Source organism: Porphyromonas loveana, from assembly GCF_003096695.1.
GTDB classification, from domain to species: Bacteria; Bacteroidota; Bacteroidia; order Bacteroidales; family Porphyromonadaceae; genus Porphyromonas; species Porphyromonas loveana.
This window is the reverse complement of sequence record NZ_QEKY01000017.1, coordinates 12,780-37,559: the sequence shown is the minus strand read 5'-3', so window position 1 is coordinate 37,559 and position 24,780 is coordinate 12,780. Positions and strand designations below refer to the sequence as shown.

At 51.1% G+C, this 24,780-nt stretch carries 26 protein-coding genes, 1 tRNA gene and 2 pseudogenes; 23 read left to right on the top strand and 6 right to left on the bottom strand.

Annotated features, from left to right (window positions below):
* A pseudogene (locus tag C7382_RS08855) lies at positions 1-153 on the top strand (IS5/IS1182 family transposase); the annotation flags it as partial.
* Positions 154-164: 11 nt separating this feature from the next.
* Here C7382_RS08855 and C7382_RS08850 read toward each other — a convergent pair.
* The 3 genes from C7382_RS08850 to C7382_RS08840 all read right to left on the bottom strand — a co-directional run bounded on the left by C7382_RS08850 (position 165) and on the right by C7382_RS08840 (position 2,356).
* Complete coding sequence (locus tag C7382_RS08850; RefSeq protein WP_116679922.1) at positions 165-458, bottom strand: RNA recognition motif domain-containing protein; 294 nt, start codon at positions 456-458, stop codon at positions 165-167.
* 236 nt (positions 459-694) lie between these two features.
* Positions 695-1,450 (bottom strand): LPS export ABC transporter ATP-binding protein, encoded by a 756-nt coding sequence (gene lptB, locus C7382_RS08845; RefSeq protein WP_116679921.1) that lies wholly within the window; start codon positions 1,448-1,450, stop codon positions 695-697.
* A gap of 39 nt (positions 1,451-1,489) precedes the next feature.
* Entirely contained in the window at positions 1,490-2,356 is an 867-nt protein-coding gene (locus tag C7382_RS08840; protein WP_116679920.1) for an NAD kinase, read from the bottom strand.
* Between the two features lie 77 nt (positions 2,357-2,433).
* Here C7382_RS08840 and C7382_RS08835 point away from each other — a divergent pair, with 77 nt between their 5' ends.
* The 8 genes from C7382_RS08835 (at position 2,434) to C7382_RS08800 (ending at position 9,841) form a co-directional block, all read left to right on the top strand.
* Positions 2,434-3,150: a pyridoxine 5'-phosphate synthase gene (locus C7382_RS08835; RefSeq protein ID WP_116679919.1), complete on the top strand. Its 717-nt coding sequence runs from the start codon at positions 2,434-2,436 to the stop codon at positions 3,148-3,150.
* 37 nt (positions 3,151-3,187) lie between these two features.
* Positions 3,188-3,919: a MotA/TolQ/ExbB proton channel family protein gene (locus tag C7382_RS08830; protein ID WP_116679918.1), complete on the top strand. Its 732-nt coding sequence runs from the start codon at positions 3,188-3,190 to the stop codon at positions 3,917-3,919.
* Positions 3,916-4,335, top strand: coding sequence for an ExbD/TolR family protein (locus C7382_RS08825; RefSeq protein ID WP_116679917.1), 420 nt, complete (start codon positions 3,916-3,918; stop codon positions 4,333-4,335). The genes C7382_RS08830 and C7382_RS08825 overlap by 4 nt, the downstream gene beginning before the upstream one ends.
* Before the next feature lie 4 nt (positions 4,336-4,339).
* Complete coding sequence (locus C7382_RS08820) at positions 4,340-5,167, top strand: energy transducer TonB family protein (protein ID WP_116679916.1); 828 nt, start codon at positions 4,340-4,342, stop codon at positions 5,165-5,167.
* A gap of 22 nt (positions 5,168-5,189) precedes the next feature.
* Positions 5,190-5,735 (top strand): DJ-1 family glyoxalase III, encoded by a 546-nt coding sequence (locus C7382_RS08815; RefSeq protein WP_116679915.1) that lies wholly within the window; start codon positions 5,190-5,192, stop codon positions 5,733-5,735.
* Between the two features lie 228 nt (positions 5,736-5,963).
* On the top strand, positions 5,964-7,088 hold the full coding sequence (locus tag C7382_RS08810) for a DUF2027 domain-containing protein (protein WP_116679914.1): 1,125 nt from the start codon (positions 5,964-5,966) through the stop codon (positions 7,086-7,088).
* Positions 7,089-7,154: 66 nt separating this feature from the next.
* Complete coding sequence (locus C7382_RS08805; RefSeq protein WP_116679913.1) at positions 7,155-7,610, top strand: CYTH domain-containing protein; 456 nt, start codon at positions 7,155-7,157, stop codon at positions 7,608-7,610.
* 65 nt (positions 7,611-7,675) lie between these two features.
* Positions 7,676-9,841, top strand: coding sequence for a S46 family peptidase (locus C7382_RS08800; protein ID WP_116679912.1), 2,166 nt, complete (start codon positions 7,676-7,678; stop codon positions 9,839-9,841).
* 127 nt (positions 9,842-9,968) lie between these two features.
* On the opposite strand, the gene C7382_RS08795 is transcribed toward C7382_RS08800, so the two are convergent.
* The 3 genes from C7382_RS08795 to C7382_RS08785 all read right to left on the bottom strand — a co-directional run bounded on the left by C7382_RS08795 (position 9,969) and on the right by C7382_RS08785 (position 12,493).
* On the bottom strand, positions 9,969-10,532 hold the full coding sequence (locus C7382_RS08795) for a cob(I)yrinic acid a,c-diamide adenosyltransferase (protein ID WP_116679911.1): 564 nt from the start codon (positions 10,530-10,532) through the stop codon (positions 9,969-9,971).
* Between the two features lie 80 nt (positions 10,533-10,612).
* Positions 10,613-11,269 carry a hypothetical protein gene (locus tag C7382_RS08790; protein WP_116679910.1) on the bottom strand — a complete coding sequence of 219 codons (657 nt, stop codon included), beginning with the start codon at positions 11,267-11,269 and terminating at the stop codon, positions 10,613-10,615.
* Between the two features lie 36 nt (positions 11,270-11,305).
* On the bottom strand, positions 11,306-12,493 hold the full coding sequence (locus C7382_RS08785; RefSeq protein ID WP_116679909.1) for a uracil-xanthine permease family protein: 1,188 nt from the start codon (positions 12,491-12,493) through the stop codon (positions 11,306-11,308).
* Between the two features lie 89 nt (positions 12,494-12,582).
* On the opposite strand from C7382_RS08785, the pseudogene C7382_RS10320 reads away from it, so the two are divergent.
* The 14 genes and pseudogenes from C7382_RS10320 to leuS all read left to right on the top strand — a co-directional run.
* Positions 12,583-12,804: pseudogene (locus C7382_RS10320) on the top strand (fluoride efflux transporter FluC); the annotation flags it as partial.
* Between the two features lie 49 nt (positions 12,805-12,853).
* Complete coding sequence (locus tag C7382_RS10315) at positions 12,854-13,189, top strand: DUF1661 domain-containing protein (RefSeq protein WP_116679927.1); 336 nt, start codon at positions 12,854-12,856, stop codon at positions 13,187-13,189.
* 168 nt (positions 13,190-13,357) lie between these two features.
* Entirely contained in the window at positions 13,358-14,245 is an 888-nt protein-coding gene (locus C7382_RS08770; protein ID WP_207772733.1) for a cell division protein FtsX, read from the top strand.
* A gap of 47 nt (positions 14,246-14,292) precedes the next feature.
* Positions 14,293-14,520: a DUF3098 domain-containing protein gene (locus C7382_RS08765; protein WP_116679908.1), complete on the top strand. Its 228-nt coding sequence runs from the start codon at positions 14,293-14,295 to the stop codon at positions 14,518-14,520.
* Positions 14,521-14,615: 95 nt separating this feature from the next.
* A complete protein-coding gene (locus C7382_RS08760) occupies positions 14,616-15,458 on the top strand; it encodes an undecaprenyl-diphosphate phosphatase (protein ID WP_116679907.1) in 843 nt (280 codons plus the stop codon).
* Positions 15,459-15,467: 9 nt separating this feature from the next.
* Positions 15,468-16,247, top strand: a complete 780-nt coding sequence (truB, locus tag C7382_RS08755; protein WP_116679906.1) for a tRNA pseudouridine(55) synthase TruB — start codon at positions 15,468-15,470, stop codon at positions 16,245-16,247.
* A gap of 17 nt (positions 16,248-16,264) precedes the next feature.
* A complete protein-coding gene (gene queA / locus C7382_RS08750; RefSeq protein WP_116679905.1) occupies positions 16,265-17,317 on the top strand; it encodes a tRNA preQ1(34) S-adenosylmethionine ribosyltransferase-isomerase QueA in 1,053 nt (350 codons plus the stop codon).
* A gap of 2 nt (positions 17,318-17,319) precedes the next feature.
* Entirely contained in the window at positions 17,320-17,763 is a 444-nt protein-coding gene (gene folK, locus C7382_RS08745) for a 2-amino-4-hydroxy-6-hydroxymethyldihydropteridine diphosphokinase (RefSeq protein WP_116679904.1), read from the top strand.
* A gap of 17 nt (positions 17,764-17,780) precedes the next feature.
* Positions 17,781-19,022: a U32 family peptidase gene (locus tag C7382_RS08740; protein ID WP_116679903.1), complete on the top strand. Its 1,242-nt coding sequence runs from the start codon at positions 17,781-17,783 to the stop codon at positions 19,020-19,022.
* A 56-nt stretch (positions 19,023-19,078) separates the two neighbouring features.
* Positions 19,079-19,495 (top strand): acyl-CoA thioesterase, encoded by a 417-nt coding sequence (locus C7382_RS08735; RefSeq protein ID WP_116679902.1) that lies wholly within the window; start codon positions 19,079-19,081, stop codon positions 19,493-19,495.
* Between the two features lie 97 nt (positions 19,496-19,592).
* Complete coding sequence (locus C7382_RS08730) at positions 19,593-20,363, top strand: YaaA family protein (protein ID WP_116679901.1); 771 nt, start codon at positions 19,593-19,595, stop codon at positions 20,361-20,363.
* A 130-nt stretch (positions 20,364-20,493) separates the two neighbouring features.
* Positions 20,494-21,069, top strand: a complete 576-nt coding sequence (locus C7382_RS08725) for a superoxide dismutase (RefSeq protein ID WP_116679925.1) — start codon at positions 20,494-20,496, stop codon at positions 21,067-21,069.
* A gap of 187 nt (positions 21,070-21,256) precedes the next feature.
* Positions 21,257-21,329, top strand: a tRNA-Gly gene (locus C7382_RS08720).
* 619 nt (positions 21,330-21,948) lie between these two features.
* Positions 21,949-24,729, top strand: a complete 2,781-nt coding sequence (gene leuS / locus C7382_RS08715; protein ID WP_116679900.1) for a leucine--tRNA ligase — start codon at positions 21,949-21,951, stop codon at positions 24,727-24,729.
* Positions 24,730-24,780: the final 51 nt, after the last annotated feature.

Below are 24,780 nucleotides of genomic sequence, written 5' to 3'. Positions count from 1 at the left end.
GTGGCAGGGGATGCTGTGAACATCCTATTGGCAGCTGCTGCTTACAACTTCAAAAGAGCCATGAAGGCTCTTTTGCACCTGCTCAAAATAATAAGCGAAAAGCTAAGCGAGAGACCATCGATGAATGACTTCTCACTTGCAAATGCTTTTTAAGGGATGACTAATTAGTAACGATCGTCATTGCGGGGAGCACGGCGAGGAGCGCGTTCGGGGCGATCCATCGCTTCCTTTACGATCAGTTTACGACCTTGGAATTCATGATCGTAAAGCTCTTCGATAGCACGGCGTGCATCGTTGTCATCTTCCATCTCGACGAAGCCGAAACCGCGTGAACGGCCGGTTTCTCTGTCGGTAATTACTCGTGCGCTTGAGACTGCGCCATACTGTTGCAACAGACCTGTGAGGTCTTCTTCACGAACCCGATAGTTCAGGTTCCCTACATAGATGTTCATACTCATCTTTGGTTTGTAAATGAAAAAAGGCAAAAGAGAAATTGCTGAATTGGGTTAACGCCTTCGTGTGTCATTTCGATACCAAAAAGAGATAAAGAATCTACCCGTTATTGCTAAACTATTCGTCGCATTACTGCTTTCACTGAGCGCAAAGGAAAGCAAATAAACTGATTATACAAGCAAAACAGCCTGATGATGCAAAAAATAGTTGCAAATCTCTATCGAAACTGGGAGGAAATAGATTAATCGAAGCGTTTGCGACGCAATTCGAAGTCACGTCCCAGATACTTCTCGCGTACCACTTCGTTGGCGGCCAACTCTTCGGCGCTACCTTGATAGAGCACTTTGCCTTCGAAGAGGAGATAGGCGCGATCCGTGATACTGAGCGTTTCGTGTACGTTGTGGTCAGTGATCAGGATGCCGATATTCTTATGCTTGAGCTTGGCTACAATAGCTTGGATGTCTTGTACGGCTATCGGATCGACACCGGCGAATGGTTCGTCCAGCATGATAAAGCGAGGAGAGATGGCCAAGCATCGTGCGATCTCGGCACGACGACGCTCTCCGCCGGAGAGGCGGTCGCCCAGATTCTTGCGCACCTTCTCGAGATGGAACTCAGCGATTAGGCTTTCGAGCTTCTCGTGTTGGTAATCTACCGGCAGTCCTGCCATCTCCAGAACGGAGAGGATATTGTCCTCGACGGACATCTTGCGGAAGATGGATGCTTCTTGCGCCAGATAGCCGATACCGGCACGAGCACGCTTGTAAACGGGGTATTGGGTGATATCCTGATTGTTGAGAAATATGCGGCCTTCATTGGGGACAACGAGTCCCGTCGTCATATAGAACGTCGTGGTCTTGCCTGCTCCGTTGGGGCCGAGGAGTCCGACGATCTCGCCTTGACGAACTTCTATCGATACATGATTGACGACCGTACGATTTCGGTATCGTTTGACCAAATCCTCGGTACGCAGTACCATGTTGGTATTCTCTTCCATAAAGTCTGATGTGTGTGGGAAATAGGTGGACTTTGGGGCTTATTCTCTTACGGCAGCTCCCCACATGAGTTTGCGCCTGAGTGTCTCGGCAAAGGAATGGGGGCGTAGTCGGATCATCTTCAGATCGTGAGGAGCACGTCGCAGGATAACGGATGTATCATAGGGTAGCGTAGCCGTCTTGCCATCCAGGGCCAGCAGATAATTGCGATTCCGCGTATCTACTTCGAGACGGATCTCCATATCATCCGGCACAACCAACGGACGCATATTGAGCGAGTGTGGTGCGATGGGGGTCAGGACAAAAGTCTTGCACGACGGGACGATGATTGGCCCGTTGCCGCTGAGCGAGTAAGCTGTAGAGCCCGAAGGCGTGGCCACGATGAGACCATCGGCATCGTAAGCTGCCAGATAGTCTTCGTTGAGATAAGCATTGACCCGAATCATGGAGCCGGTCTCTCGCTTAAGGATGGCGGCTTCGTTCAGAGCATAGGCGGGAGGATTGTCTCCTAATTGTATTTCCAGTAGGGAGCGTGTCTCAATTGTATAGTTACCTTCCAACAGATGGGTAATCAGCTCCGATGCTTCGTGGCAATCTACATCGGTGAGGAAACCCAATCGACCGGTATTGACACCCAAAATAGGTATTTGAGAGATGCCGATATGATGAGCCGTGCGCAGGAAAGTACCATCGCCCCCCATACAGATGACATAGTCGATATGCTCGGGGAGCGTATCGATCACGCCACAAACGGCAGGATGAAAATCCAAATCCTGTTCGAGGAAGTTGAAGAACTTGCGCTCTATATAAAGAGGTGTGCCGGCTTCTTCCAGCTTCAAGATCAAAGCCTTGATAGGTGTGGCCTGTTCGCTCTTGTGGCGGCTGCCAAATATGGCTATTTTCTTCATTGGCTTATTCCTATTTCTCCGGGGTTCAGCAAATAAACGTTACATTTGCATAGTTCGCAAAATTAGTAATAATCGTAATGGCAAAGCTAAGCGTAAACGTAAATAAAATAGCAACACTTCGTAATGCTCGCGGAGGCAATGTGCCTAATGTCCTACAAGTGGCTCTCGATTGTGAGCGATACGGAGCCCAAGGGATCACCGTTCATCCCCGCCCCGATGAGCGGCATATCCGCCGGACGGATGTATATGATCTGAAAAAAGTGTTGACAACAGAGTTCAATATAGAAGGTAATCCCGACGAACGATTCATCCGATTGATTGAAGAAGTGCGTCCTGCGCAGGTGACAATGGTACCCGATGCGCCCGATGTGCTGACTTCTAATGCAGGATGGGACGTGGCCAAAAACTACGATCACTTATGCCGTCTGGTGGAGCGTTTCCGTTCGTGGGGTGTGAGAACGTCTATCTTCATCGACACCGATCTGGAGAATATCTCCTGGGCAGCCAAAACAGGCGTGGACAGAATAGAGTTGTACACAGAGCCTTATGCGGCCAACTACGCTCGCAATCGGGAAGATGCTGTGCGCAACTATGTGGCAGCATCGGCTCATGCTCACGCATTGGGTTTGGGCATCAATGCCGGACATGATCTCAGCCTGGAAAATCTGCGCTACTTCACTGAGCAATTGCCCCATCTGGATGAGGTGTCTATCGGCCATGCCCTGATAGCCGATGCGCTTTATTTGGGCTTGGAGCAGACCATCAGACAATATAGAGAACAACTCGCGTTGTAGATAAAGTACAAACACTAATAATGATATTGATAATCCAATGAACTTCTTAAGCATCCCTTTTCTGCAAATAACTGCACAACCGGCTGGTACGCCGATCGACTCTCTTACTACAGTAAACGCTGCGGCCGCACCTGTCGAGACCTCACTCTCCATTATGGACCTGGCCGTCAAGGGTGGATGGATCATGATCGTACTGGCTCTCCTTTCCGCATTGGCCATCTACATCTTTGTACGCAAGGTAATCGAAATCAGAGCGGCAGGACGTGAAGAAGATTCCTTTATGGATAGAATCAAAGACTACATCCACGAAGGAAAAATCGATTCGGCCATGCGTCTCTGTCAAGACAAGGGTACTCCTTCGGCACGCATGATCGCCAAGGGTATCACCCGTTTGGGAAGACCTTTGAGCGATGTATTGGTAGCCATCGAGAATACCGGCAATATCGAGATCGGTAAAATGGAAAAAGGTCTGCCCATCATTGCCACCATTGCAGCCGGAGCACCCATGATCGGTTTCTTGGGTACAGTAACCGGTATGGTGCGTGCTTTCTTTGACATGGCCAATGCCGGAAGCGGAGGCGTTGACGTAGCGCTCCTATCCGGTGGTATCTATGAAGCCTTGGTGACGACCGTAGGGGGTTTGGTGGTTGGTATCGTAACTCTATTTGCCTACAACTATCTGGTGGCTCAGGTGGACAAGGTGGTCAATAAGATGGAAACCAAGACGCTGGAGTTTATGGATCTCCTTAACGAACCCATTAAGAAATGAGCCTGAAACGTAAGACCAAGGTCACAGAGCTGTTCAGCATGGCTTCTATGACCGACGTGATATTCCTCTTGCTTATCTTCTTCATGGTGACGAGCACGCTTATCGTGCCCAATGCACTTCGGGTTTCCCTTCCTTCTGCCATGCAGCAGTCGGCACCTGAATCTCCGTTGGCCCGAATTACCATTTCAGAAGATATGCGCTACTTCGCCGCTTTCGGACAAGATAAAGGGCACGAGGTGGCTTTCGAGGAAATACTCCCATTGTTGCTGCAAGAACAAAGCCGCAATCCTGAGATGTTTGTCGCCATATATGCCGATGAGACCGTTCCCTACCGTGAGGTTGTCAAAGTCCTAAGCTTGGCTGCAGAAAACAAAATGAAGGTGGTCTTGGCCACCAAAGCTCAAAGCAAACAGTAATCTCATGCAACAAGAGAAAATCAAACGCAATGTCATCGCTCTGGCAGTATCTGTAGGAGTGCATGTCGGTCTGCTTGCCCTCTTGTTCGTGCTGCACCTCCGTGCTGCTCCCCGTGAAGAACCCGAGGAGCTGATTCTCATCAACTTCGGTACTACGGAACTCTCCTCCGGTGACTTCGAACCTGCCCCCCAAGAGTCGGTATCCAACCCCGATGTGCAACAGGAGCAACTGCCTCAAGAGAGTCAGCCTGTAGTCAATAAACCGACAGTTCGAGCCAAATCGGAACTCCGTCAGGAGATCGAACCTGCTCCGCATATGGCCAATGCAGAGAGAGTACGTCGAGAAGCTGAGCAAAAACTCAGACGTGAGGCCGAAGAAGCTCGCAAGCGTGCCGAAGCTGCTGCCGAAGCAGAGCGCAGGCGTAAGGCCGAGGCCGGACAAGTCATCAGCAACAATGTGGCAGGAGCTTTCGGTCGAGGTGCGGGACAGGGTAGCACTCAGGGGACAGGAAACACCCCCAACGGCAATCAAGGTAACCCCGGCGGCAGCGGCTCTTCTTATTCGCTCACCGGACGAACCATTGTAGGCAATGGTGGCTATCCGCAGAGGCCACAGTATAGTAAGCCGATACGAGGTACCGTCAGAGTCAATATCGTTGTGAATAATGCAGGCCGAGTTACCGAGGCCAGTATCAGGTTGCGTGGTACGAACCTGACCGATGCTTCAGCTCAGCGAGCAGCCATCGAAGCTGCCAAAGCTACGCGCTTCAACGCCATTCCCGGCGGTGGAGATCAAGAAGGCGTAATCACTTACCACTTCGACATCAAATAATCAACTAACACAGGACTACAATATGAAAAAGACAGCATTCGTTTTTCTGGCACCCGGCTTTGAAGAGACCGAAGCCATAGGTACACTGGATATCCTCCGCCGCGGCGGCCTTGCAGCCGAGTTCGTATCCATCACCGACTCTCTCGAGGTGCAGGGTGCCAATGGCATTACCGTGAAGGCCGATCGCCTGATGGACAATCTGCCTGCTGTAGATGCTCTCGTGCTGCCCGGAGGTTTGCCCGGGGCGGAACATCTGAATAATTGTGAACCCCTCCACGCCCTGCTCAGCGCCTACTATACCCAAGGAAAGCTCGTGGCCGCCATCTGTGCTGCGCCGATGGTATTTGGTAGCTTGGGCTTCGTAAACGGACGCAAAGCCACTTGTTATCCCGGGTTTGAGTCTAAGCTCGAAGGCGCTACCTATACTGCCGAAGCTGCTACTTGCGACGGCCATATTATCACCGGTAAGGGGCCGGCTTGTGTCTTTGCCTTCGCTTTGGAAGTCGTGCGTTACCTCCAAGGTGATCAGGCAGCCGACGAAGTAGCTGCCGGCACTCTCTTCCGGTAAAATATAACAGATCCTATTTCTCAATAAAACAAGGTTGTGTCATAAATTCGATTTTGGCTCAGCCTCAGAGGTTGTGTTAGAAAGGGTGAAATGTTAGGAGCTGAGAGTGAGGATACGGGAGTATACTATGGTATATGACTGAACCCGAATCTCGAAAGCAACGTAGCAGTTCGCCCTTTAGGACACAGCCTCAATATCAGGTACGAACGTGACCAACCCCATTCATCAATGAGTACGAACAACATCAAAATAGGTAGCCGTGTACGCTTCCTCAATTCACAAGGTGGCGGAGTTGTCTGCCGCATCAGTGGCAAAATTGCCTGGGTAGAGGGCGAAGACGGATTCGAAATACCCACCCCCCTGCAGGAATGTGTGATGGTGGGTGAGAACGACACCTTTATTCCCGCTTACAAATCCCCCATGGATAAGAGACGGGAAGAAGAAGCCAAGAAAGGTCAGCAAGAGAAAAGGCGACAAGAGCCCGCCTCCCTTGCACCAGAAAAGCATAAGCCTGCCGATGCCCAGCCTCGTCTTCTGCACACCGAATTGGCAGGACATGACAGTCTCGAAGTATATCTGGCCTATCTGCCCATGAATGAGCAGCGTCTGGGTACGGAGCCTTACGAGTGCTATCTGATCAATGACAGCAACTACTGTATCCACTACCATTATCTCTCCCTGCTGCCTACGGGGTGGAAGCTGCGAGCTTCGGGCATGATAGAGCCCAATACCAAACTATTCATCGAAGAGTTTACTGCTGCCGACCTCCAAGATATGGAACGGGTGTGCTTGCAGCTCATGGCCCATAAGGAGCGAAAGACTTTCCTCCTCAAACCTGCCTTGTCTGTGGAGCTAAAGCTCGATACCATCAAGTTCGTCAAACTCCATTGCTTCAAGGAAAATGATTTCTTCGAAGACAATGCGTTGGTCTATCCTGTCTTAGAGCACGACAGACCCGTGACCGAAGCTGTCATTGATCCGCAGACCATTGAAGCAGCGATGAAATCTAAGGAGCTGATCGATCGTACTGCACCGGCTCCTGCTCGGAAAGCTCCTGTGTCCAAGAAGCCCGAGATTGTAGAGATCGACCTGCATGCGGGGGAACTCCTTGAGACCACAGCGGGCATGAAGAACGGTGATATTCTACAATACCAGCTCGATAAATTCCACGAAGTCATGGCCGAATATGCCCAAAGCAAAGGCCAGAAGATCGTCTTCATTCATGGCAAGGGTGAGGGCGTACTGCGCCAAGCAATTGAGAAGGAGTTACGCACACGCTACAAACAGCATCGTTTCCAAGATGCTTCCTTCCGTGAGTATGGCTTCGGAGCCACCATGGTCATTATACATTAGTAATAAAGGAAAGGTACACGCTGCCTCCTCTTTCTTATAAGAGAATCATTATTTTATCATCACTACATGGAAATAGAAAGAAAGTTTCTCGTCCGCAACGACGACTTCAAGGCGCAAGCCGTCAAGGTTCGTCATATCACGCAAGGCTATCTTGTTGCAGACGGTGTGCGCACCGTGCGCATCCGTCTATGTGAAGAGGAAGCCTGCATCACGGTCAAGGGTAAGACTCAGGCGGGTGGATTCAGTCGCCATGAGTATGAATACGCGCTGCCGCTTGAGGATGCGAAGGAGATGCTCTCACTATGCTTGCCCGGTTATATACGCAAGACTCGCTATTGCATCCCCTACGAAGGGCATATGTGGGAGGTAGATGTATTCGAAGGTTTGCACCACGGCTTGGTCATCGCGGAGGTAGAATTGCAGAGAGAAGACGAGGATGTAGCCCTGCCCGATTGGATAGACCATGAGGTGACGGGAGACAAACGTTACTACAATTCCTTTATTGCGGGTATCCAGCGGTAGGGCACCGCCCTCTCCATCCTTTGAGCAATAACAAAAACATCCATACAAACTTAAACCCAATAATAATGAAGAAAAAACTATTGCTTCCCCTCTTTGCGGTTCTTTGCCTAACGCAGATAGCCCGTGCCGATGAAGGTATGTGGCTGATGCAGCAACTGAGCCGGAAGTATGCGCAGATGAAAGAACGCGGACTCAAGATGAAAGAATATGATCTCTATAACCCCGACGGCACGTCACTCAAAGATGCCGTCGTTCTCTTCGATGGAGGATGTACGGGTGAGGTTGTTTCTGACAGAGGATTAGTCCTGACCAATCACCACTGCGGCTATAGCATGATTCAGGCTCATAGTACCCTCGAACATAACTATCTTGAAGATGGTTTCTGGGCAATGAATGAGGCAGACGAACTGCCTAACAAGGATATTTCAGTTGTTTTTATTGATAAGATTGAGGACGTAACGGACTATGTCAAGAAAGAACTCAAGTCTATCAAGGATCCTAACAGCATGGAATACCTCTCGCCTAAGTACCTGCAGAAGTTGGCGGATAAGCGAGTGGGCAAGAACTTCAGCACCAAGAACCCCGGTCTTTCAGTTGAAATCAAGGCATTCTATGGAGGTAATCTCTATTTGATGTTCACCAAGAAGACCTATACGGATGTTCGTCTTGTGGGTGCACCTCCGAGCAATATCGGGAAGTTTGGTGCCGACACCGACAACTGGATGTGGCCGCGCCACACGGGCGATTTCTCTATCTTCCGTATCTACGCAGACAAGAACGGCAATCCCGCTCCTTATTCTCCCGACAATGTACCCCTGAGACCGAAAAAATACTTCAACATCTCCCTCGGTGGTGTACAAGAGAAGGACTTCGCCATGATCATGGGTTTCCCCGGGACTACACATCGCTATTTCACCGCTTCTGAGGTGGACGAATGGAAGAGTTTGGACAACGACATCCGCATCCGTATGCGTGACATCCGTCAGGGTGTTATGTTGGGCGAAATGCTTGCCGATCCTCAGATCAAAATCATGTATTCGGCCAAGTATGCAGGTTCACAAAACGGCTACAAACGTGCAATCGGAGCCAACTGGGCGATCAAAACGCGAGGCCTCCGCGAAACGAAACAGGCTATGCAGGACCGATTGATAGCTTGGGGCAATGCACAAGGCAAGCCTCAGTATGCTCAAGCTATTAGCGAGATCGATGCTACTGTGAGCAAGCGCGCCGATCTGCGTCGTCGCTATTTGATGTTAGAAGAGGGCATTATACGCGGCATCGAATTTGCTCGCGCTCCCATACCTACAGAGGCAGAGATCAACGCCCTCAAGAGCGGCGATGCCAATGCCCGCCGCACCATGATAAGCGACCTTCGCACCCGATACAATGCTTTTGCTGATAAGGACTATAGTGCCGAGGTGGACAAGAAGATAGCTGTGGCTATGCTCACCGAGTACATCCGCGAGATACCGTATGAGAAGCTTCCCGCACACCTGCAGCTCATTCGCGACCGCTTTGCCGGTAATGTCCAGGCCTATGTGGATGACATCTTCGCACGTTCCATCTACGGCAGTGCCGGGCAATTCGCTCGTTTTGCCGACGGATCACCCTCTGCCGAGCAGCTTGCAGAGGACCCAATGATACTCTTTGCTGCTTCGGTCTTTGGCGAATATCGCAAGCTCTACCAAGAACTTCGCCCCTACGACGACCCTATCCTACGTGCTCAGCGCACCTATATAGCCGGTCTTCTGGAGATGGATGGTGAGCAGGATCAGTTTCCCGATGCCAATCTCACACTCCGCTTCACCTACGGACAGGTCAAAGGGTATTCTCCCCGCGACAATGTTCACTACGGACACCAGACCACACTTACCGGTGTGATGGAGAAAGAAGACCCCGACAACTGGGAGTTTGTCGTAGATCCCAAGCTCAAAGACTTGTATCAGCGTCGCGATTATGGTCGCTATGCCGATGCCAATGGAGCCATGCCCGTAGCCTTCTGTGCCACAACGCATACGACGGGAGGTAACTCCGGCAGTCCCGTACTCAATGCCGATGGAGCCTTGATAGGTCTCAACTTCGACCGCAACTGGGAAGGTGTCGGCGGTGACATCCAGTATTTGGCCGACTACCAACGTAGTATCATCGTGGACATTCGCTATGTCCTTCTCGTTATTGACAAGGTGGGTGGCTGCCAACGTCTGATCGACGAAATGAATATCGTTCGCTAAAGCATCGCGACACAGCCGCATCGAGGCTGATACGCACAAACGGAAACGGCCGCGTCATAATGGAGTTTATGACGCGGCCGCTTCTGTTTGTCCTTTCTGAGAGGCTCTTCATCCGGGATGGAGGGGGTTAGTCGCAGGACTTGTCCCAGATAATTTCGCCGCCCGTGGTGCGCCACACTTCTTTCCTCGCCAAGACGAAGAAGTAGTCGCTCAGTCGATTGATGTAGCGCATCACCGGTTCTTCCACCAGCGCCTCTTCACTCAGACGCAGGATGAGTCGTTCCGCTCTGCGACAGACGGTTCTGCACACGTGCGCCAAGGACGTAGTGCGGCTTCCTCCCGGGAGGATAAAAGCCTTCATCGGAGGTGCCAATGCGTCGAGTCGGTCTATCTCTTTTTCCATTCGTTCGATGGTTTCGGGCATCACACGGCTTTCGATGTGTAGCTCGGTGCTCTCCTGATTGGTCGCCAGATACGACCCGATGGTAAAGAGTTTGTGCTGCACGCCTCGCAGGAAGTCTTGATCTTCCGCGGGCAAATCCTCGCTCATCAGTAAGCCAATGAAGGAGTTTAGCTCGTCGATAGTACCGTAACTCTCGATGCGTTGATGGTATTTGGGCACACGTTCACCTCCTACGAGGCTGGTCGTACCCTTATCACCCGTGCGGGTGTAAATCATGCTTTTGGCCATTTGTTCGGATCGTTTATTGCTTTTGACGTAATAGTCGGACGGGTACGGCCTCTGCCGCTAAGGGCAGAGGAGTAGTCCATTTATAGAAACGCTTTGTAGCGTCGCTTGTTCAGTCCGCTATGAAAAACGACGATGAATACTTCGCCGACATCTACCAATATCCGTGCTTCGGGATGCTCCCACATCTGCTGACACAGCGTGCGGACAGCTCCACGACGGCGGGGGCAATGTAAAACGAGAATAGAGCCATCAGCGAATGAGCCTTCCGCCAATGCAGACATGGCCGCCGTGGCAAGAGCCTCCTCTTCCACCACCATTAGGACGGGGGCGGACTTTTCCACGAGGGGAGTTGTGTCCAAGTCCTTTGCCGACACATATGCTATTGTAGAAGAAGCTGCTTGCACATATTGCTTGAGCACAGACGAATCAGGCGAAAAGGCGATGCAACGTTTGGCTCCGGTGTAGAGGACGAGCCGAAAGATAAGCTCCAATACCCGCTCATTTGCGATCCCGCTGTAGGAACAACTCCTGCGAACATCCCGCGTACCGGCTGCCAACGAGGCGAAGCAGTAGTAGGGCGTGCGCTCTTCGATCACGCGCGTAATGAGATAGAATACGTACGGCGAGTGCACACCATGCCCTCTGCGATGCAGGAGATAGCGGCCGAGGCGTATGGCTTGCAACCGCACGTAGTCGTATGGGGAGAGCTTAGGTCGCAAGTCGGTGCCGTGCGTCATAGAGTGGAGGCGTGGGAGGGCCGGGGATGCTTGCGCTCAATCCTTGTCTTGGGGCAGTACGAGGTTGAGCAATACGCCCACAATGGCTGCCAGACCGATGCCGGCCATCGAAAACTCTCCGAACGAGATAACAGCTCCGCCGATGCCCAATGTAAGGGTAAGAGAGACGATGATGATGTTGCGCGTCTTGCTCATATCCACCTGATGGTTCACCATATTGGCTATACCGGCAGCAGCGATCGTACCGAACAGCAGCAGCATGATACCGCCCAATACAGCCGAGGGGATGGACTTGAGCAAGGCGCTCACCTTACCCACTACGGAGAAGACGATACCCGTAACGGCAGCGATGCGTATGACGGTGGGGTCAGTTACCTTGGTTAGAGCCATGGCTCCCGTTACTTCCGAGTACGTAGTCACGGGAGGGCCGCCGAGGAAGCCCGCAGTCGCACAAGCCAATCCATCGCCCAAGAGCGTACGATGCAGCCCCGGGTCCTTGACAAAGTCCTTCCCCGCCACTGTATTGACCACATAGACGTCGCCCACATGCTCGATGACGGGAGCAATGGCTACAGGCAACATGAAGAGGATGGGAGGAAGAGAGAACTGCGGGAATGAGAACTGGGGCAGACCGATCCATGCAGCTTCGTGTACCTGAGTCAGATCTACATCGAAGAAGATCACTGCCACGACATAACCTACCACTATGCCGCAGAAGATGGGGATAAGCTTAAAGAGGCCTCGCGCTACCATCGTCACCGTAATGGCAGTAAATAGTGCCACGCAGGCAAGGATCCAGTTGGACTGTGCCATCTGCACTCCTGTACCCGCCAAAGACAGACCAATGAGGATGATAACCGGCCCGATTACTACCGGTGGGAACAGACGGCGGATGATGCCTACGCCCTGCCATTTGACCAAGGCGCTCATGAGGAAGTACACAAGTCCCACGCCCACCATGCCGGAGAGTGCGCCCGGCAGTCCGTACATCTCAGTGGCTTTGATGATGGGTGCTATAAAAGCAAAGCTGCTGCCGAGGAAGATGGGCACCTTCCCTTTCGTGACGAGGTGGAAGATAAGCGTACCGATGCCCGCCGTGAAGAGGGCCGTCGATGGGTCTAAGCCCACCAAGAGGGGCACTAAGACGGTGGCACCGAAGGCCACGAATAAGAACTGCACGCCCACGATACCTTTGCGGAGCGGAGAGAGTTGGACTGGTTCCATAAAGTTATGTATTGATGTTTGCCAAATTATTGCCCCGCAAATATAGATGATTTGGGTGGAGTGGGGGACGGCTTTCCTTGGGGGATACGATGGTTGTCAATCTCTTAGGCTGCTTTCTGATAGGGCTTATCTACAGCCTTTCTGCCAAATGCGTCAGTATGACGGACGAAGGCCGGCTCTTCTTGGCTGTTGGGTTATGTGGTGGCTTCACCACATTCTCCACTTTCTCGGCCGAGGCATTAGAGCTTTTGCGAGCGGGTCGATGGCTGTACGGCGCACTTTATTCGGAAGGGAGCTTTTTCTTGGGGCTCCTCGCCGGTCTATGCAGCCATGCGCTTTTTGCGTATTCTAATGCTCTGAATAATTCTGCGCTTACGGCAGGACACCGCCGAAACGAACTGCGCGCCAAAAAGAATCTACACATCGTCTGTAAAAAGCCGGCGCATAAACTTTTCCGATTATGCGCCATTTCTCCCAAGATTATGCGCCAAAACGAAAAAGAAATGGCGCCATTTTTCACAGATTTACGCGCCACAATCCTCTCATTTTTCGCCCGAAGAGGGGGTGTCCTCTCAGCTTTTGCCGACAATAAGTGCCCTGACGCAGTTTTGCTTGCTTAGAAAAGTCTGCATTTCCTCGTTATGGAATGACAACTTACCAAGGAAAGGAAAAATAGCGCGTCAATCGGCCGCATAACAACTGAAATATACTATTTTTGCAAAGAAATTGGGAGGCTTTAGCCGTTTCTGAAGGATCGGAGCAGTGCGATACCCCATGACCGATAATAAAAGAACGCAAAACTGAATAGGCCGTAAGAGCCAAGCATACGCTGTATTCTTACCCTGAATAGTCGTAATAATAAAGATGTCACACAAAAATAAGAAGCGGTCTTCGGCCTTCTTCCATTCACGGTTTCTGGCCATTATGAGTATTGCTGTAGTCCTCTTCCTGCTGGGCGTTATCGGGGTAATAGAGTCCATCGGCAAAGGTTTGGGAACAGCCGTGCGCGAGGACTTGTCTTTCAACCTCCTGCTCTCTTCCGATTTGGACGAGACTCGTACCCGGGCGTTGGAGCAGCAGATCGCTGCGGCTCCTTTTGTCAAGGATGTTACCTATATATCGGCCGATCAGGCACTGGACGAAATGCGCAAGGAGTTGGGCGAAGACGATCCCGTGAAGATGTTGGGATATAACCCACTGCAACCGGAAATATCCGTACATCTCAAAGCCCAATATACACATCCCGACAGCTTACAAGCCATCGACTCTGTCATTCGCTCATGGGAGGGCGTGGACAATCTGCAGTACCGTGCCGATATGTTCGACATTGTGCATCAGCATGCACGTCGCATCGGGATCATTCTGCTGGCATTGGCGGCCGTTCTCTTGCTCATCAGCTACATACAGATCAGCAATACCACCCGTCTGCTCATCTATTCGAAGCGTTTCAGCATACGCACGATGACGTTGGTGGGGGCTACTCCTCGCTTTATACGCAGACCTTTTGTGCGCTATAGCATGGTCAACGGGTTGGTGGCAGCATTGCTCGCCATCCTTCTTCTCGCAGGAGCTCTCTATGCAACCGACGAATATGCCTTCGCGGGCAGCCTCCGCACATACCTTACGGTCGAGCGTCTGTCGATTGTAGCAGGGGGTATGCTGCTGGTGGGGATCCTCATCTCGGCCCTCTCTGCCCGTGCTGCCACGAACAAATACATCCGTATGGACGGGGGCAAGATGCATCTTGTATAAGGTGCGGCTCACAAGAACGAATCATAAACATAGAATCGAAATAGGATATGCTATTCGGCAAAAAGAACTTTATCCTGATGGCTGTATCGGGACTTCTCATCATTCTGGGCTTCATCCTCATGTCGGGAGGCGGCTCGGCAGACCAAGTAAGTTTCAATCCGGATATCTTCAGTGCCAGCCGCATACAGCTGGCTCCGTGGGTATGTATGGCCGGATTCGTCTTAATGGTGTATGCCATCATGGCAGCTCCCAAGAAAAAGGATCACGAGGAATAATCCCCGTGGCATGCTCCCATAAGAAAAAATAAACCGTCGGTATGGGCTTGTGGCCTGCTTCCGAAGGAAGAGTTTTGCACGATCATCAAGGATAAATGACTGTACTACAAGCTATCGTTCTGGCCATCGTAGAGGGACTGACCGAGTTTCTGCCGGTTTCTTCCACCGGCCATATGATTATCACCGAAGGAATCATGGGTATGGAGAGCACGCCCTTCGTCAAGGCGTTCACCGTGATGATTCAGTTCGGTGCCATTCTATCTGTTCTCGTGCTCTATTGGAAGCGTTTCTTTCGCTTCCCAGTTGCTCCGCGTGCCATCGGTAAAGGCCGTCGGGCAGAGTTTTTGAGCCGCTTCGACCTCTACTGGAAACTACTCATTGCCTTGCTGCCGGCTGTAGTCATGGGCTTCCTCTTCGATGACTGGGTGGACAGAATGCTGGGCAGCGTGTGGATCGTGGCCGTGGTTCTCTTCCTCGGAGGTGTCTTCATGCTCTTTGTGGACAAGCTCTTTGCTGCATCGGACAAGGAACATGTGAGCTACTCCAATGCCTTGGTTGTGGGACTCTTCCAATGTCTGTCCATATTCCTGCCCGGGCTTTCGCGCTCGATGGCTACGATCGTGGGCGGACAGCAACAGAAACTGAGTCGCAAAGCTGCTGCCGAATTCTCCTTTTTTCTGGCCGTACCCACGATGTTGGGGGCTACTTTGCTCAAGGCTTATAAGCTATATCAAGAGGGTGGAGTGGAGATCTTCCGCGAGCATATGACTGTGCTCATCCTGGGCAATGCAGTGGCTTTCCTCGTGGCGTTGGCTGCCATCCGCTTCTTTATCGGCTTCCTCACCCGCTATGGATTCAAGGCTTTTGGTTACTACCGCATCTTTGCAGGAGGCTTGATTATTATCCTGATGCTCTCGGGCGTATCGCTTTCGATCTGACACTGACCTATGAAACAGATAGATCGTCCGCTACATATGCGTGAGGGCGAAGTGCTCTACTTCGACAAACCTCTTACCTGGACTTCCTTCGATTTGGTCAATAAATTCCGCTATCGGGTGTGTCGCCGAATGGGGATCAAGAAGTTGCGCGTGGGGCATGCTGGGACTTTGGACCCGCTGGCTACGGGTGTGATGATCCTCTGTACCGGACGTGCCACCAAACAGATAGACATATTGCAGGCAGGAACCAAAGAGTATATAGCAACGATACGTCTCGGGGCTACGACGCCGACCTATGATCGGGAGAGCGAGCCGGATGCTTTCTTCCCCTATGAGCACATCACGCGTGAGACCGTACTGGATATTCTGCCGCGTTTCGTCGGTGAGATAGAGCAGGTGCCTCCCGTCTTTTCTGCCGTCCGCGTTGACGGTCGTCGTGCCTATGATTTGGCAAGGAAAGGACAAGAGATCGTGCTCAAGGCACGCATCCTGCAGATCGATGAAATAGAACTGCTGAACTTTTCCCTCCCTCTGATTACGCTGCGCATCGTCTGCAGCAAAGGGACCTATATACGGGCTTTGGCTCGCGACATAGGCGAAGCATTGCAATCGGGCGGTTATCTGGAAGCCTTACAGCGCACTCGGGTAGGTGATGCTCGCATCGAGGATTGTCTGTCGATAGAAGATCTGGAACAATGGTTCGACCGACTTGGTTTTGCTAATGAACCAGAGTTCGACATGCAGCCGAAGAGTTTGTCTGCTTTGGTTCCCGCAAATACGAATAACTAACGGCAATATATATCGCTATGAAACTATCTAAGTTTAAGTTTAATCTTCCGGACGAGCTGATTGCCCGGGAGCCAAGCAAATTCCGCGATGAGTCGCGTTTGATGGTTGTCCATCGAAAAACAGGTGACGTAGAGCACCGTGTATTCAAGGACATTCTCGATTACTTCGACAAGGGCGATACATTTATATTCAATAATACACGTGTATTCCCTGCCCGCCTCTATGGCAATAAGGAGAAGACCGGAGCTCAGATAGAGGTTTTTCTCTTGCGCGAGCTGAATGAACGGCTCAAACTGTGGGATGTGCTGGTCGATCCGGCTCGTAAAATCCGTATCGGCAATAAACTATACTTCGGGGAGAATGAGGAATTAGTAGCTGAGGTGATAGACAATACGACCTCTCGCGGACGTACGCTCCGGTTCCTCTATGACGGTCCGCATGACGAATTCAAGGAATTGCTCTTCCGACTCGGTGAGACACCTCTACCCAAGTATATGGCACGCAATGTAAATGAGGATGATCCGGAGCGATATCAGAGTATCTTTGCCGATGTAGAGGGTGCTGTGGTGGCTCCTGCTGCCAGTCTGCACTTCAGCCGAGAGCTGATGAAGCGCCTCGAGATTAAGGACACACGCTTCTCTTTTATCACGGTGCATCATGCGCTGGGGTCTTATCGCGACATAGATGTGGAGGACCTCACCAAGCACAAGATGGATAGTGAAGAGATGTATATCGACGACGAAGCTTGCATCAATATCAATCGTGCGTGGGACGAAGAGAAAAAGATTTGTGCCGTAGGGACTTCAGTTCTTCGTGCCATAGAGACTGCCGTGAGCACGGACGGACACCTCAAACCCTTCGAAGGATGGACGAGTCGTTTCATCTTTCCTCCTTACGAGTTCCACCTGCCATCGGCTCTGGTGACCAACTTCCATATGCCTCTCTCCACGCTGCTGATGATGACGTCGGCCTTCGGTGGACATGAGCAGATCATGAATGCCTATAACTTGGCGGTCAAAGAGAAATATCGTTTCGGTGCGTATGGAGATGCCATGCTCATTATAGACTGATAATGGCTACGGTATATCTATCTCTGGGGAGCAATTTGGGAGACCGTCATGCTCTTCTCGGTGCAGCTTTGGATATGTTACAGGATAGGGTGGGCTGCATGCTCGCCCTTTCTCCTTTTTATGAAACTGAGCCTTGGGGATTCGAATCGCCTCACTGTTTTCTGAATGCTGTGGTAGTGCTCCGGACAGCAATCGGCCCTCGAGAGTTGTTATCCGTTACGCAGGGAATAGAAAAAGAACTGGGGCGTACGCACAAGAGCGCCGACGGTATCTATTACGATAGGCCTATTGACATTGACATCCTGATACATACATCCTGCCCCCAGATGCAGACCGAGGAGCTTATACTACCTCACCCGCATATGTGGAAGCGGGACTTTGTGCGCCTTCCGCTACTGGATGTGGCCCCACTATTGCGGCTCGATGAGCCACTCAAGACCCCATAAAAAGAGAGAATGTAAAGATGAATGTGAACGAATTTGAGATAATGGCTCCGGTCGGTTCGTACGAATCGCTCATGGCGGCCATCAAGGCAGGAGCCGACTCGGTGTACTTCGGTATCGAAGGACTCAATATGCGGGCGCGCTCAGCCAATAACTTTACCACCGAAGACCTCTATAAAATCGCGGAGATCTGTCGTGAGCATGGGGTGAAGAGCTACCTCACTGTCAATACAGTGATCTATGATGAGGATTTGTCTTTGATGCGCTCCATCATTGATGCGGCACAGCAAGCAAAGATCTCAGCCATAATCGCTTCGGATGTGGCGGCTATGACCTATGCCCGCGAGATAGGTGTAGAAGTGCATCTCTCCACACAACTTAATATCAGCAATGCAGAGGCCTTGCGCTTCTATGCACAGTTTGCCGATGTGGCAGTCTTAGCCAGAGAGTTGAACATGGATCAGGTGCGCAACATCCATGAGATAATAGAACGGGATCACATTTGCGGACCCAAAGGAGAGCCGGTGCGTATAGAAATGTTCGCTCACGGCGCTCTTTGTATGGCCGTTTCGGGCAAGTGCTATCTGAGTTTGCACGAACATAACAGCTCCGCCAATAGGGGGGCTTGCTCTCAGTCTTGTAGAAGAGCCTACACGGTCAAGGACAAGGACAGTGATTTGGAACTGGACATTGAGAACCAATACATCATGTCGCCCAAGGATCTGAAGACCATCCACTTCATCAATAAAATGATGGATGCGGGCGTACGCGTATTTAAGATCGAAGGAAGAGCACGCGGGCCGGAATACGTTTATACGGTGTGCCGCTGCTATAAGGAAGCTGTCGAAGCCTATTGTAACGGCACGTATGATGAAGAGCGCATAGCCGAGTGGGACAAGCAGCTGGCTACGGTCTTCAATCGTGGCTTTTGGAACGGCTACTATCTGGGACAGCGATTGGGCGAATGGACGCACCGCTACGGATCGGCAGCCACGCGTCAGAAGGTATATGTGGGCAAGGGAATCAAGTATTTCAGCCGATTGGGAGTAGCCGAATTTGAGATAGAGGCCGGAGAACTACATAAAGGAGACGAGATCGTGATCACGGGACCTACTACCGGAGCCTTCATCCAACAAGTGGAAGAGATAAGATACGAGCTGGAGTCTGTGGACAAAGCCGTCAAAGGGCAACGCATTTCCATTCCGGTAAGAGAGAAAGTGCGTCCGTCGGATAAGCTCTATCGCTTCGAAGAAAGAGAATAACACAACGACTCAGGGAGGTATGCGCCTCCCTGAGTCGGCCAAAACTATAGAAAGATATGAAAGAAAAGAACTATTTGTTCTCCCTCGACATGAAGGTGAGAGATTACGAATGTGACTTACAAGGTGTGGTGAACAACAGCAATTATCAGCGCTATATGGAGCATGCCCGCCATGAATTTTGGGAATCGCTGGGGGATAATTTCGGACGTATGCACGAGATCGGACTCGATGCTTTTGTGACGAAAGTGACCATCAACTTTAAGCAATCCCTCCGCAGCGGTGACCGTTTTCGTAGCTGTCTGAGCTGTTATAAGAAAGGTCCCAAGCTCATTTTCGCTCAGGATATTGTACGCGAAGACGGTGTCATGGCTGCTTCGGGCGAGGTGGAAGTGGTCGCTGTACAGAACGGTGTACTGACCCGTGGCGAGTACTTCGATGAGCTGATGAAGGACGTCTTGCAGAATCCTGCCTAATAAACATTGTCTTATCAGTCGGGGAGAGGCTACGGACGCTTGCAGCCCGTAGTTTCTCCCCGCTCTTTTCTCCCCGCTCTTTTCTCCCCTTACACCTATGCTTATCCTGATCTCCTGCGCCAAGACGCTCAGTATCCCCAAGCGTCTACCCGCTCTCCCCAAGCCGACGGTGCCGATGTTCTCCGAGGCTTCTCACAAGATTGCGCTTGCTGCCGCTGCTTGTGACATAGACGAACTGTCTCGTCTACTCAAAGTAAACCGCAAACTGGCAGAGGAGAATTTTCATCGTTGGCAACAGATATTCGATGAGAATACGCCCGTAGCTCCTGCAGCACTGGCCTATACGGGCATGGTTTTCAAGAAACTAGCTCCCTCCAATTTCGACGAAGAAGCTTGGCGTTTTGCGGCTGATCACTTGCTCATCACCTCTTTTCATTACGGTCTTTTGCGCCCGACGGACGCTATCCGCCCTTACCGCATGGAGGGAACGGCACGCCTCGGTACACCGGTGGAAGACGAGGTGTTCCATTATTGGCGACCGATTCTCACAGATTATCTGATCCGAAGAGTAGAGGAGACCGGAGGCGAATTGTGTTTTTTGGCGAGTGAGGAAATGAAACTGCTCTTCGATTGGGCACGTGTGGAGGCAGCCGTTCGCGTAGTGACACCGACCTTCAAAGTGCGACAGGCCGACGGTAGTCTCAAGCAAATAGTCATCTATACGAAGATGGCGCGCGGACTGATGACTGCGCATCTCATCGCTCGTCGCAGCGCACATGTAGAGGATATGCAACTCTTTGCACCCGAAGGATTTACATTCCGACCCGACTTGTCTGATGAGCGGGAATATCTCTTCGTTATGGAGTGAGAATAACTTTTTCGTGCCAAATCCGAACCTTTTTATACTGTTGATGTTTTAGTATTGAAAGAACAATCGGAGGATGGCTTACCACCCTCTGACAAAATAAAAAATCATGACAATTAAAACGTTCATCATTATGACTCACGTACTCGTAACGCTTCCTTATGCAGTAGATGCTTTGGCACCTGTAATCAGCAAAGAAACGATCGAATTTCACCACGGTAAGCACCTCAAGACTTATGTGGACAATCTGAATAAACTCATCGTCGGCACCGAATTTGAGAATGCTGATCTCAATACTATCGTACAGAAGAGCGAAGGCGCCATCTTCAACAATGCAGGCCAGACGCTCAATCACAACCTCTACTTCACACAGTTCGGCCCCGGAAAGGGTGGTGCCCCCAAGGGTAAGCTTGCAGAAGCCATCAACGCCCAGTTCGGTTCGTTCGAGAAGTTCCAAGAGGAGATGAACAATGCCGGTGTTTCTCTCTTCGGTTCAGGTTGGGTTTGGTTGGCCTCAGATGCCAATGGCAAGCTCTCTATCGAGAAGGAACCCAACGCAGGTAATCCCATTCGCAAGGGTCTGAATCCCATCCTTGGTTTCGACGTGTGGGAACACTCTTACTATCTGACCTATCAGAACCGTCGTGCTGATCACCTCAAGGATCTCTGGAGCATCATCGACTGGGATGTAGTAGAAGCTCGTTACTAAGAGATTGTGCGGTTCTGCCGTACGCATGCGATATAGAGAAGCCTCTGTCCGAGCCTACGGGTCGAGACAGAGGCTTCTCCTTTTTTGTGGATGAATGATTGATTGTGAACTCCGTTGTTTCCAATAGAAACAACATTCTTTTGTATTGTTTCTTCCGAAGAATATGTACTTTTGTCGCGTTCCCATCGCGGTAGTAGCTCAGTTGGTAGAGCATCAGCTTCCCAAGCTGAGGGTCACGAGTTCGAGCCTCGCCTACCGCTCGCGCTGATAATCAGGTAGTTAGATTTGTTCTGGCTACCTGATTTTCTGTTTTTTGAGATGCGCTATTTGCCTTTTACGTCCTTTTGAGGCATGTAAATACTCAAATTCCATGCAAATGAATTTAATGTGATATGGGTGTAAACTCCATCAAACACCACTTCTGAAGCAAATCCGCAAGCTCGCTGACTGCGCGGAAAAGGCTGACCGAGCTTCATGTTTTTTAACCTTCTGTGGGGCGTTGAGAGGGAAGGAGTGTATTTCTCGAAATTGTATGCCGAAAACCGACAGAATCGTGCGCCATAAATCATGAGGAAGTCGCGCCAAAAGTTTTTTGAATTGGCGCCATTTCTTTTCCGAAACGGCGCCAAAATATTTTCTTTTTGGTCTGAGATTTCTCGACTGCATGCACAGGCAGAAAATCATAACAGAACTACATACTTTTTCACAAACCTCACATTTGTCTGAATATCAACTCATCATTGAGGAGGTTTTATCGAGGAGATTGACGTGCACCGCCATCGGATTTCGGAAAAAGACAGGGGCAGCCTTTCGGGAATAGTGCGTACTTTTGTACCTCACAGAAATAAGCATAATTCATTGATTCAGATACAATATTCTATGGAATACAACTTTCACGATATTGAAAAGTGCATACAAGCACAGTGGCGCGAAGGCAAAGTGTACCGCGTGACGGAAGACTTGCAGAAGGAACCCTATTACGTCTTGGATATGTTTCCCTATCCATCAGGGGCGGGACTGCACGTAGGACATCCGTTGGGCTACATAGCCTCGGACATATTCTCCCGCTACAAAAGACTGCGCGGCTTCAATGTGTTGCACCCGATGGGCTACGATGCTTTCGGTCTTCCCGCTGAGCAGTATGCCATACAAACAGGCCAACACCCTGAGAAGACTACCGAGGAAAACACAGCGCGATATCGCGAACAGTTGGATAAGATCGGTTTCTCCTACGATTGGGAGCGTGAGATTCGCACCTGCGATCCCGACTACTATAAATGGACGCAATGGGCTTTCTTGCGTATGTTCGACTCTTACTACTGTCGTCAGGCAGCTCAGGCGCGACCTATCGCGGAGCTGATCGAAGTCTTTGCTCATCAAGGCTCCGAAGGTTTGGATGTGGCTTGTAGCGAAGAACTGCACTTCACCGCCGATCAATGGAAGGCCATGAGTGAGCGGGAGCAACAAGAGACGCTGATGAACTATCGACTCGCCTATCTCGGCGACACAATGGTAAATTGGTGCCCTGCACTTGGTACAGTATTGGCCAATGACGAAGTGAGCGAGGGACTCAGCGTTCGCGGAGGACATCCTGTCGAGCAGAAGAAGATGCGCCAGTGGTGTCTGCGTGTATCGGCCTATACCGAGCGTTTGCTCCACGATCTGGATACATTGGACTGGACTGAGTCTCTCAAAGAAACTCAGCGCAACTGGATAGGACGCTCCGAGGGAGCGGAGATGGACTTCTGTTTGTCAGGCTGTGATCGCAAGTTTACCATCTTTACCACACGTGCCGATACGGTCTTCGGCGTTACTTTCATGGTGTTGGCTCCCGAGAGCGAACTTGTATCGAAGGTGACGACCGATGCGCAACGCGGCGCAGTGGAGGCCTACCTCGCAGAGACTAAAAAACGCACGGAGAGAGAACGAATCGCCGATAAGCGTGTATCGGGTGTTTTCTCGGGCAGCTTTGCGATCAATCCGCTGACAGGAAAAGAAATTCCTATTTGGATCAGTGATTATGTATTGGCCGGATATGGCACAGGGGCTATCATGGCAGTGCCGGCACACGATACACGTGACTTTGCTTTTGCGCGTCACTTCGATCTGCCTATTGTGCAGGTAGTTGTGCCTGAAGGAGAAGAGGCCACAGACCCCGCTGCCTGGGAAGATGCCAAGGATAGCAAGAGTGGTACGATGGTCAATTCGGATTTCTTGAACGGACTCTCGGTATCCGATGCCATCGCACGCACCAAGGAGTATATCCGTGCGGAAGGTTTGGGCAAGGTCAAAGTGAATTACCGTCTGCGCGATGCCATCTTCAGCCGCCAACGCTACTGGGGAGAGCCATTCCCCATCTATTATAAGGAGAACGGTATGCCCTATGCATTGAGTGAAGATGCATTGCCGCTACGTCTTCCAGAGGTGGACAAATTCCTCCCGACAGAGAGTGGTGAGCCGCCACTGGGCAGAGCTGCCGCTTGGCATACCGCAGAAGGGTATCCGTATGAACTGAGCACCATGCCGGGATTTGCCGGTAGTAGTGCGTATTATCTCAGATACATGGATCCGCACAACAATACTGCATTGGTAGGACGTGCTGCCAACGAGTACTGGCGCAACGTCAATCTGTATATCGGTGGGACGGAGCATGCGACGGGTCACCTCATCTACAGCCGCTTTTGGAATAAGTTCCTATACGACCTCGGAGAAGTATGTGAGGCCGAACCATTCCGCAAGCTTGTCAATCAAGGGATGATTCAGGGACGATCCAACTTCGTTTATCGCATCAAGAACACCAATACATTTGTCAGCTACGGTCTCAGAGAGCAGTACGACGTTACGGCTATCCATGTGGACGTAAACATCGTGTCCAACGACCAGCTCGATCTCGAACGCTTCCGTGCTTGGCGTCCCGAATATGCCACGGCCGAGTTTGTCTTGGAAGATGGCAAGTACATTTGCGGTTGGGCAGTGGAGAAGATGAGCAAGTCGATGTTTAACGTGGTCAATCCGGACGACATCATTGCGCGATATGGTGCCGACACATTGCGTCTGTACGAAATGTTCCTCGGGCCGTTGGAGCAAAGCAAACCGTGGGACACCAATGGTATCGATGGCGTACACCGTTTTTTGAAGAAATTCTGGGCATTATATTATGGTGCTGATGGGCTACGCGTCACCGATGCCGAGCCGACAGCGGAGGAACTGAAAAGCCTGCATAAGTTGATCAAGAAGGTGGGTCAGGATATAGAAGGATTCTCTTTCAATACTTCGGTGCCTGCGTTTATGATTTGCGTGAACGAACTGACGGCTGCCAAAACCACTTCTCGCCCTATCTTGCGAGACCTCTTGGTCGTGCTTTCTCCCTTTGCCCCTCATATCACTGACTGGTTGTGGCAGGCATTGGGCGAGGCGGGTAGTATCGTTAGGACCGATTGGCCGCAATACCGCGAGGAATATCTGGTGGAGAGTCAGGTACGTTATCCCGTGAGCTTCAATGGCAAGGTCCGTTTCAATATAGAACTACCGGCCGATATGCCGAAGGAAGAGGTGGAAAAAGCGGCTCTCTCGGCTACAGAAGCTGCACGATGGCTGGAAGGAAAGACCCCGAAGAAGGTAATCGTTGTACCGGGTCGCATCGTCAACGTCGTCCTCTGAAAAATAGATTTATAGAGCAAAAAGCCCGAGCAGTCGTTGACTGCTCGGGCT

Excerpts from the sequence above, each read along its gene's own strand:
- C7382_RS08850 (WP_116679922.1), bottom strand. The coding sequence starts at position 458 with ATGAGTATGAACATCTATGTAGGGAACCTGAACTATCGGGTTCGTGAA.
- lptB (WP_116679921.1), bottom strand. The coding sequence starts at position 1,450 with ATGGAAGAGAATACCAACATGGTACTGCGTACCGAGGATTTGGTCAAA.
- C7382_RS08840 (WP_116679920.1), bottom strand. The coding sequence starts at position 2,356 with ATGAAGAAAATAGCCATATTTGGCAGCCGCCACAAGAGCGAACAGGCC.
- C7382_RS08835 (WP_116679919.1), top strand. The coding sequence starts at position 2,434 with ATGGCAAAGCTAAGCGTAAACGTAAATAAAATAGCAACACTTCGTAAT.
- C7382_RS08830 (WP_116679918.1), top strand. The coding sequence starts at position 3,188 with ATGAACTTCTTAAGCATCCCTTTTCTGCAAATAACTGCACAACCGGCT.
- C7382_RS08825 (WP_116679917.1), top strand. The coding sequence starts at position 3,916 with ATGAGCCTGAAACGTAAGACCAAGGTCACAGAGCTGTTCAGCATGGCT.
- C7382_RS08820 (WP_116679916.1), top strand. The coding sequence starts at position 4,340 with ATGCAACAAGAGAAAATCAAACGCAATGTCATCGCTCTGGCAGTATCT.
- C7382_RS08815 (WP_116679915.1), top strand. The coding sequence starts at position 5,190 with ATGAAAAAGACAGCATTCGTTTTTCTGGCACCCGGCTTTGAAGAGACC.
- C7382_RS08810 (WP_116679914.1), top strand. The coding sequence starts at position 5,964 with ATGAGTACGAACAACATCAAAATAGGTAGCCGTGTACGCTTCCTCAAT.
- C7382_RS08805 (WP_116679913.1), top strand. The coding sequence starts at position 7,155 with ATGGAAATAGAAAGAAAGTTTCTCGTCCGCAACGACGACTTCAAGGCG.
- C7382_RS08800 (WP_116679912.1), top strand. The coding sequence starts at position 7,676 with ATGAAGAAAAAACTATTGCTTCCCCTCTTTGCGGTTCTTTGCCTAACG.
- C7382_RS08795 (WP_116679911.1), bottom strand. The coding sequence starts at position 10,532 with ATGGCCAAAAGCATGATTTACACCCGCACGGGTGATAAGGGTACGACC.
- C7382_RS08790 (WP_116679910.1), bottom strand. The coding sequence starts at position 11,269 with ATGACGCACGGCACCGACTTGCGACCTAAGCTCTCCCCATACGACTAC.
- C7382_RS08785 (WP_116679909.1), bottom strand. The coding sequence starts at position 12,493 with ATGGAACCAGTCCAACTCTCTCCGCTCCGCAAAGGTATCGTGGGCGTG.
- C7382_RS08770 (WP_207772733.1), top strand. The coding sequence starts at position 13,358 with ATGTCACACAAAAATAAGAAGCGGTCTTCGGCCTTCTTCCATTCACGG.
- C7382_RS08765 (WP_116679908.1), top strand. The coding sequence starts at position 14,293 with ATGCTATTCGGCAAAAAGAACTTTATCCTGATGGCTGTATCGGGACTT.
- C7382_RS08760 (WP_116679907.1), top strand. The coding sequence starts at position 14,616 with ATGACTGTACTACAAGCTATCGTTCTGGCCATCGTAGAGGGACTGACC.
- truB (WP_116679906.1), top strand. The coding sequence starts at position 15,468 with ATGAAACAGATAGATCGTCCGCTACATATGCGTGAGGGCGAAGTGCTC.
- queA (WP_116679905.1), top strand. The coding sequence starts at position 16,265 with ATGAAACTATCTAAGTTTAAGTTTAATCTTCCGGACGAGCTGATTGCC.
- folK (WP_116679904.1), top strand. The coding sequence starts at position 17,320 with ATGGCTACGGTATATCTATCTCTGGGGAGCAATTTGGGAGACCGTCAT.
- C7382_RS08740 (WP_116679903.1), top strand. The coding sequence starts at position 17,781 with ATGAATGTGAACGAATTTGAGATAATGGCTCCGGTCGGTTCGTACGAA.
- C7382_RS08735 (WP_116679902.1), top strand. The coding sequence starts at position 19,079 with ATGAAAGAAAAGAACTATTTGTTCTCCCTCGACATGAAGGTGAGAGAT.
- C7382_RS08730 (WP_116679901.1), top strand. The coding sequence starts at position 19,593 with ATGCTTATCCTGATCTCCTGCGCCAAGACGCTCAGTATCCCCAAGCGT.
- C7382_RS08725 (WP_116679925.1), top strand. The coding sequence starts at position 20,494 with ATGACTCACGTACTCGTAACGCTTCCTTATGCAGTAGATGCTTTGGCA.
- leuS (WP_116679900.1), top strand. The coding sequence starts at position 21,949 with ATGGAATACAACTTTCACGATATTGAAAAGTGCATACAAGCACAGTGG.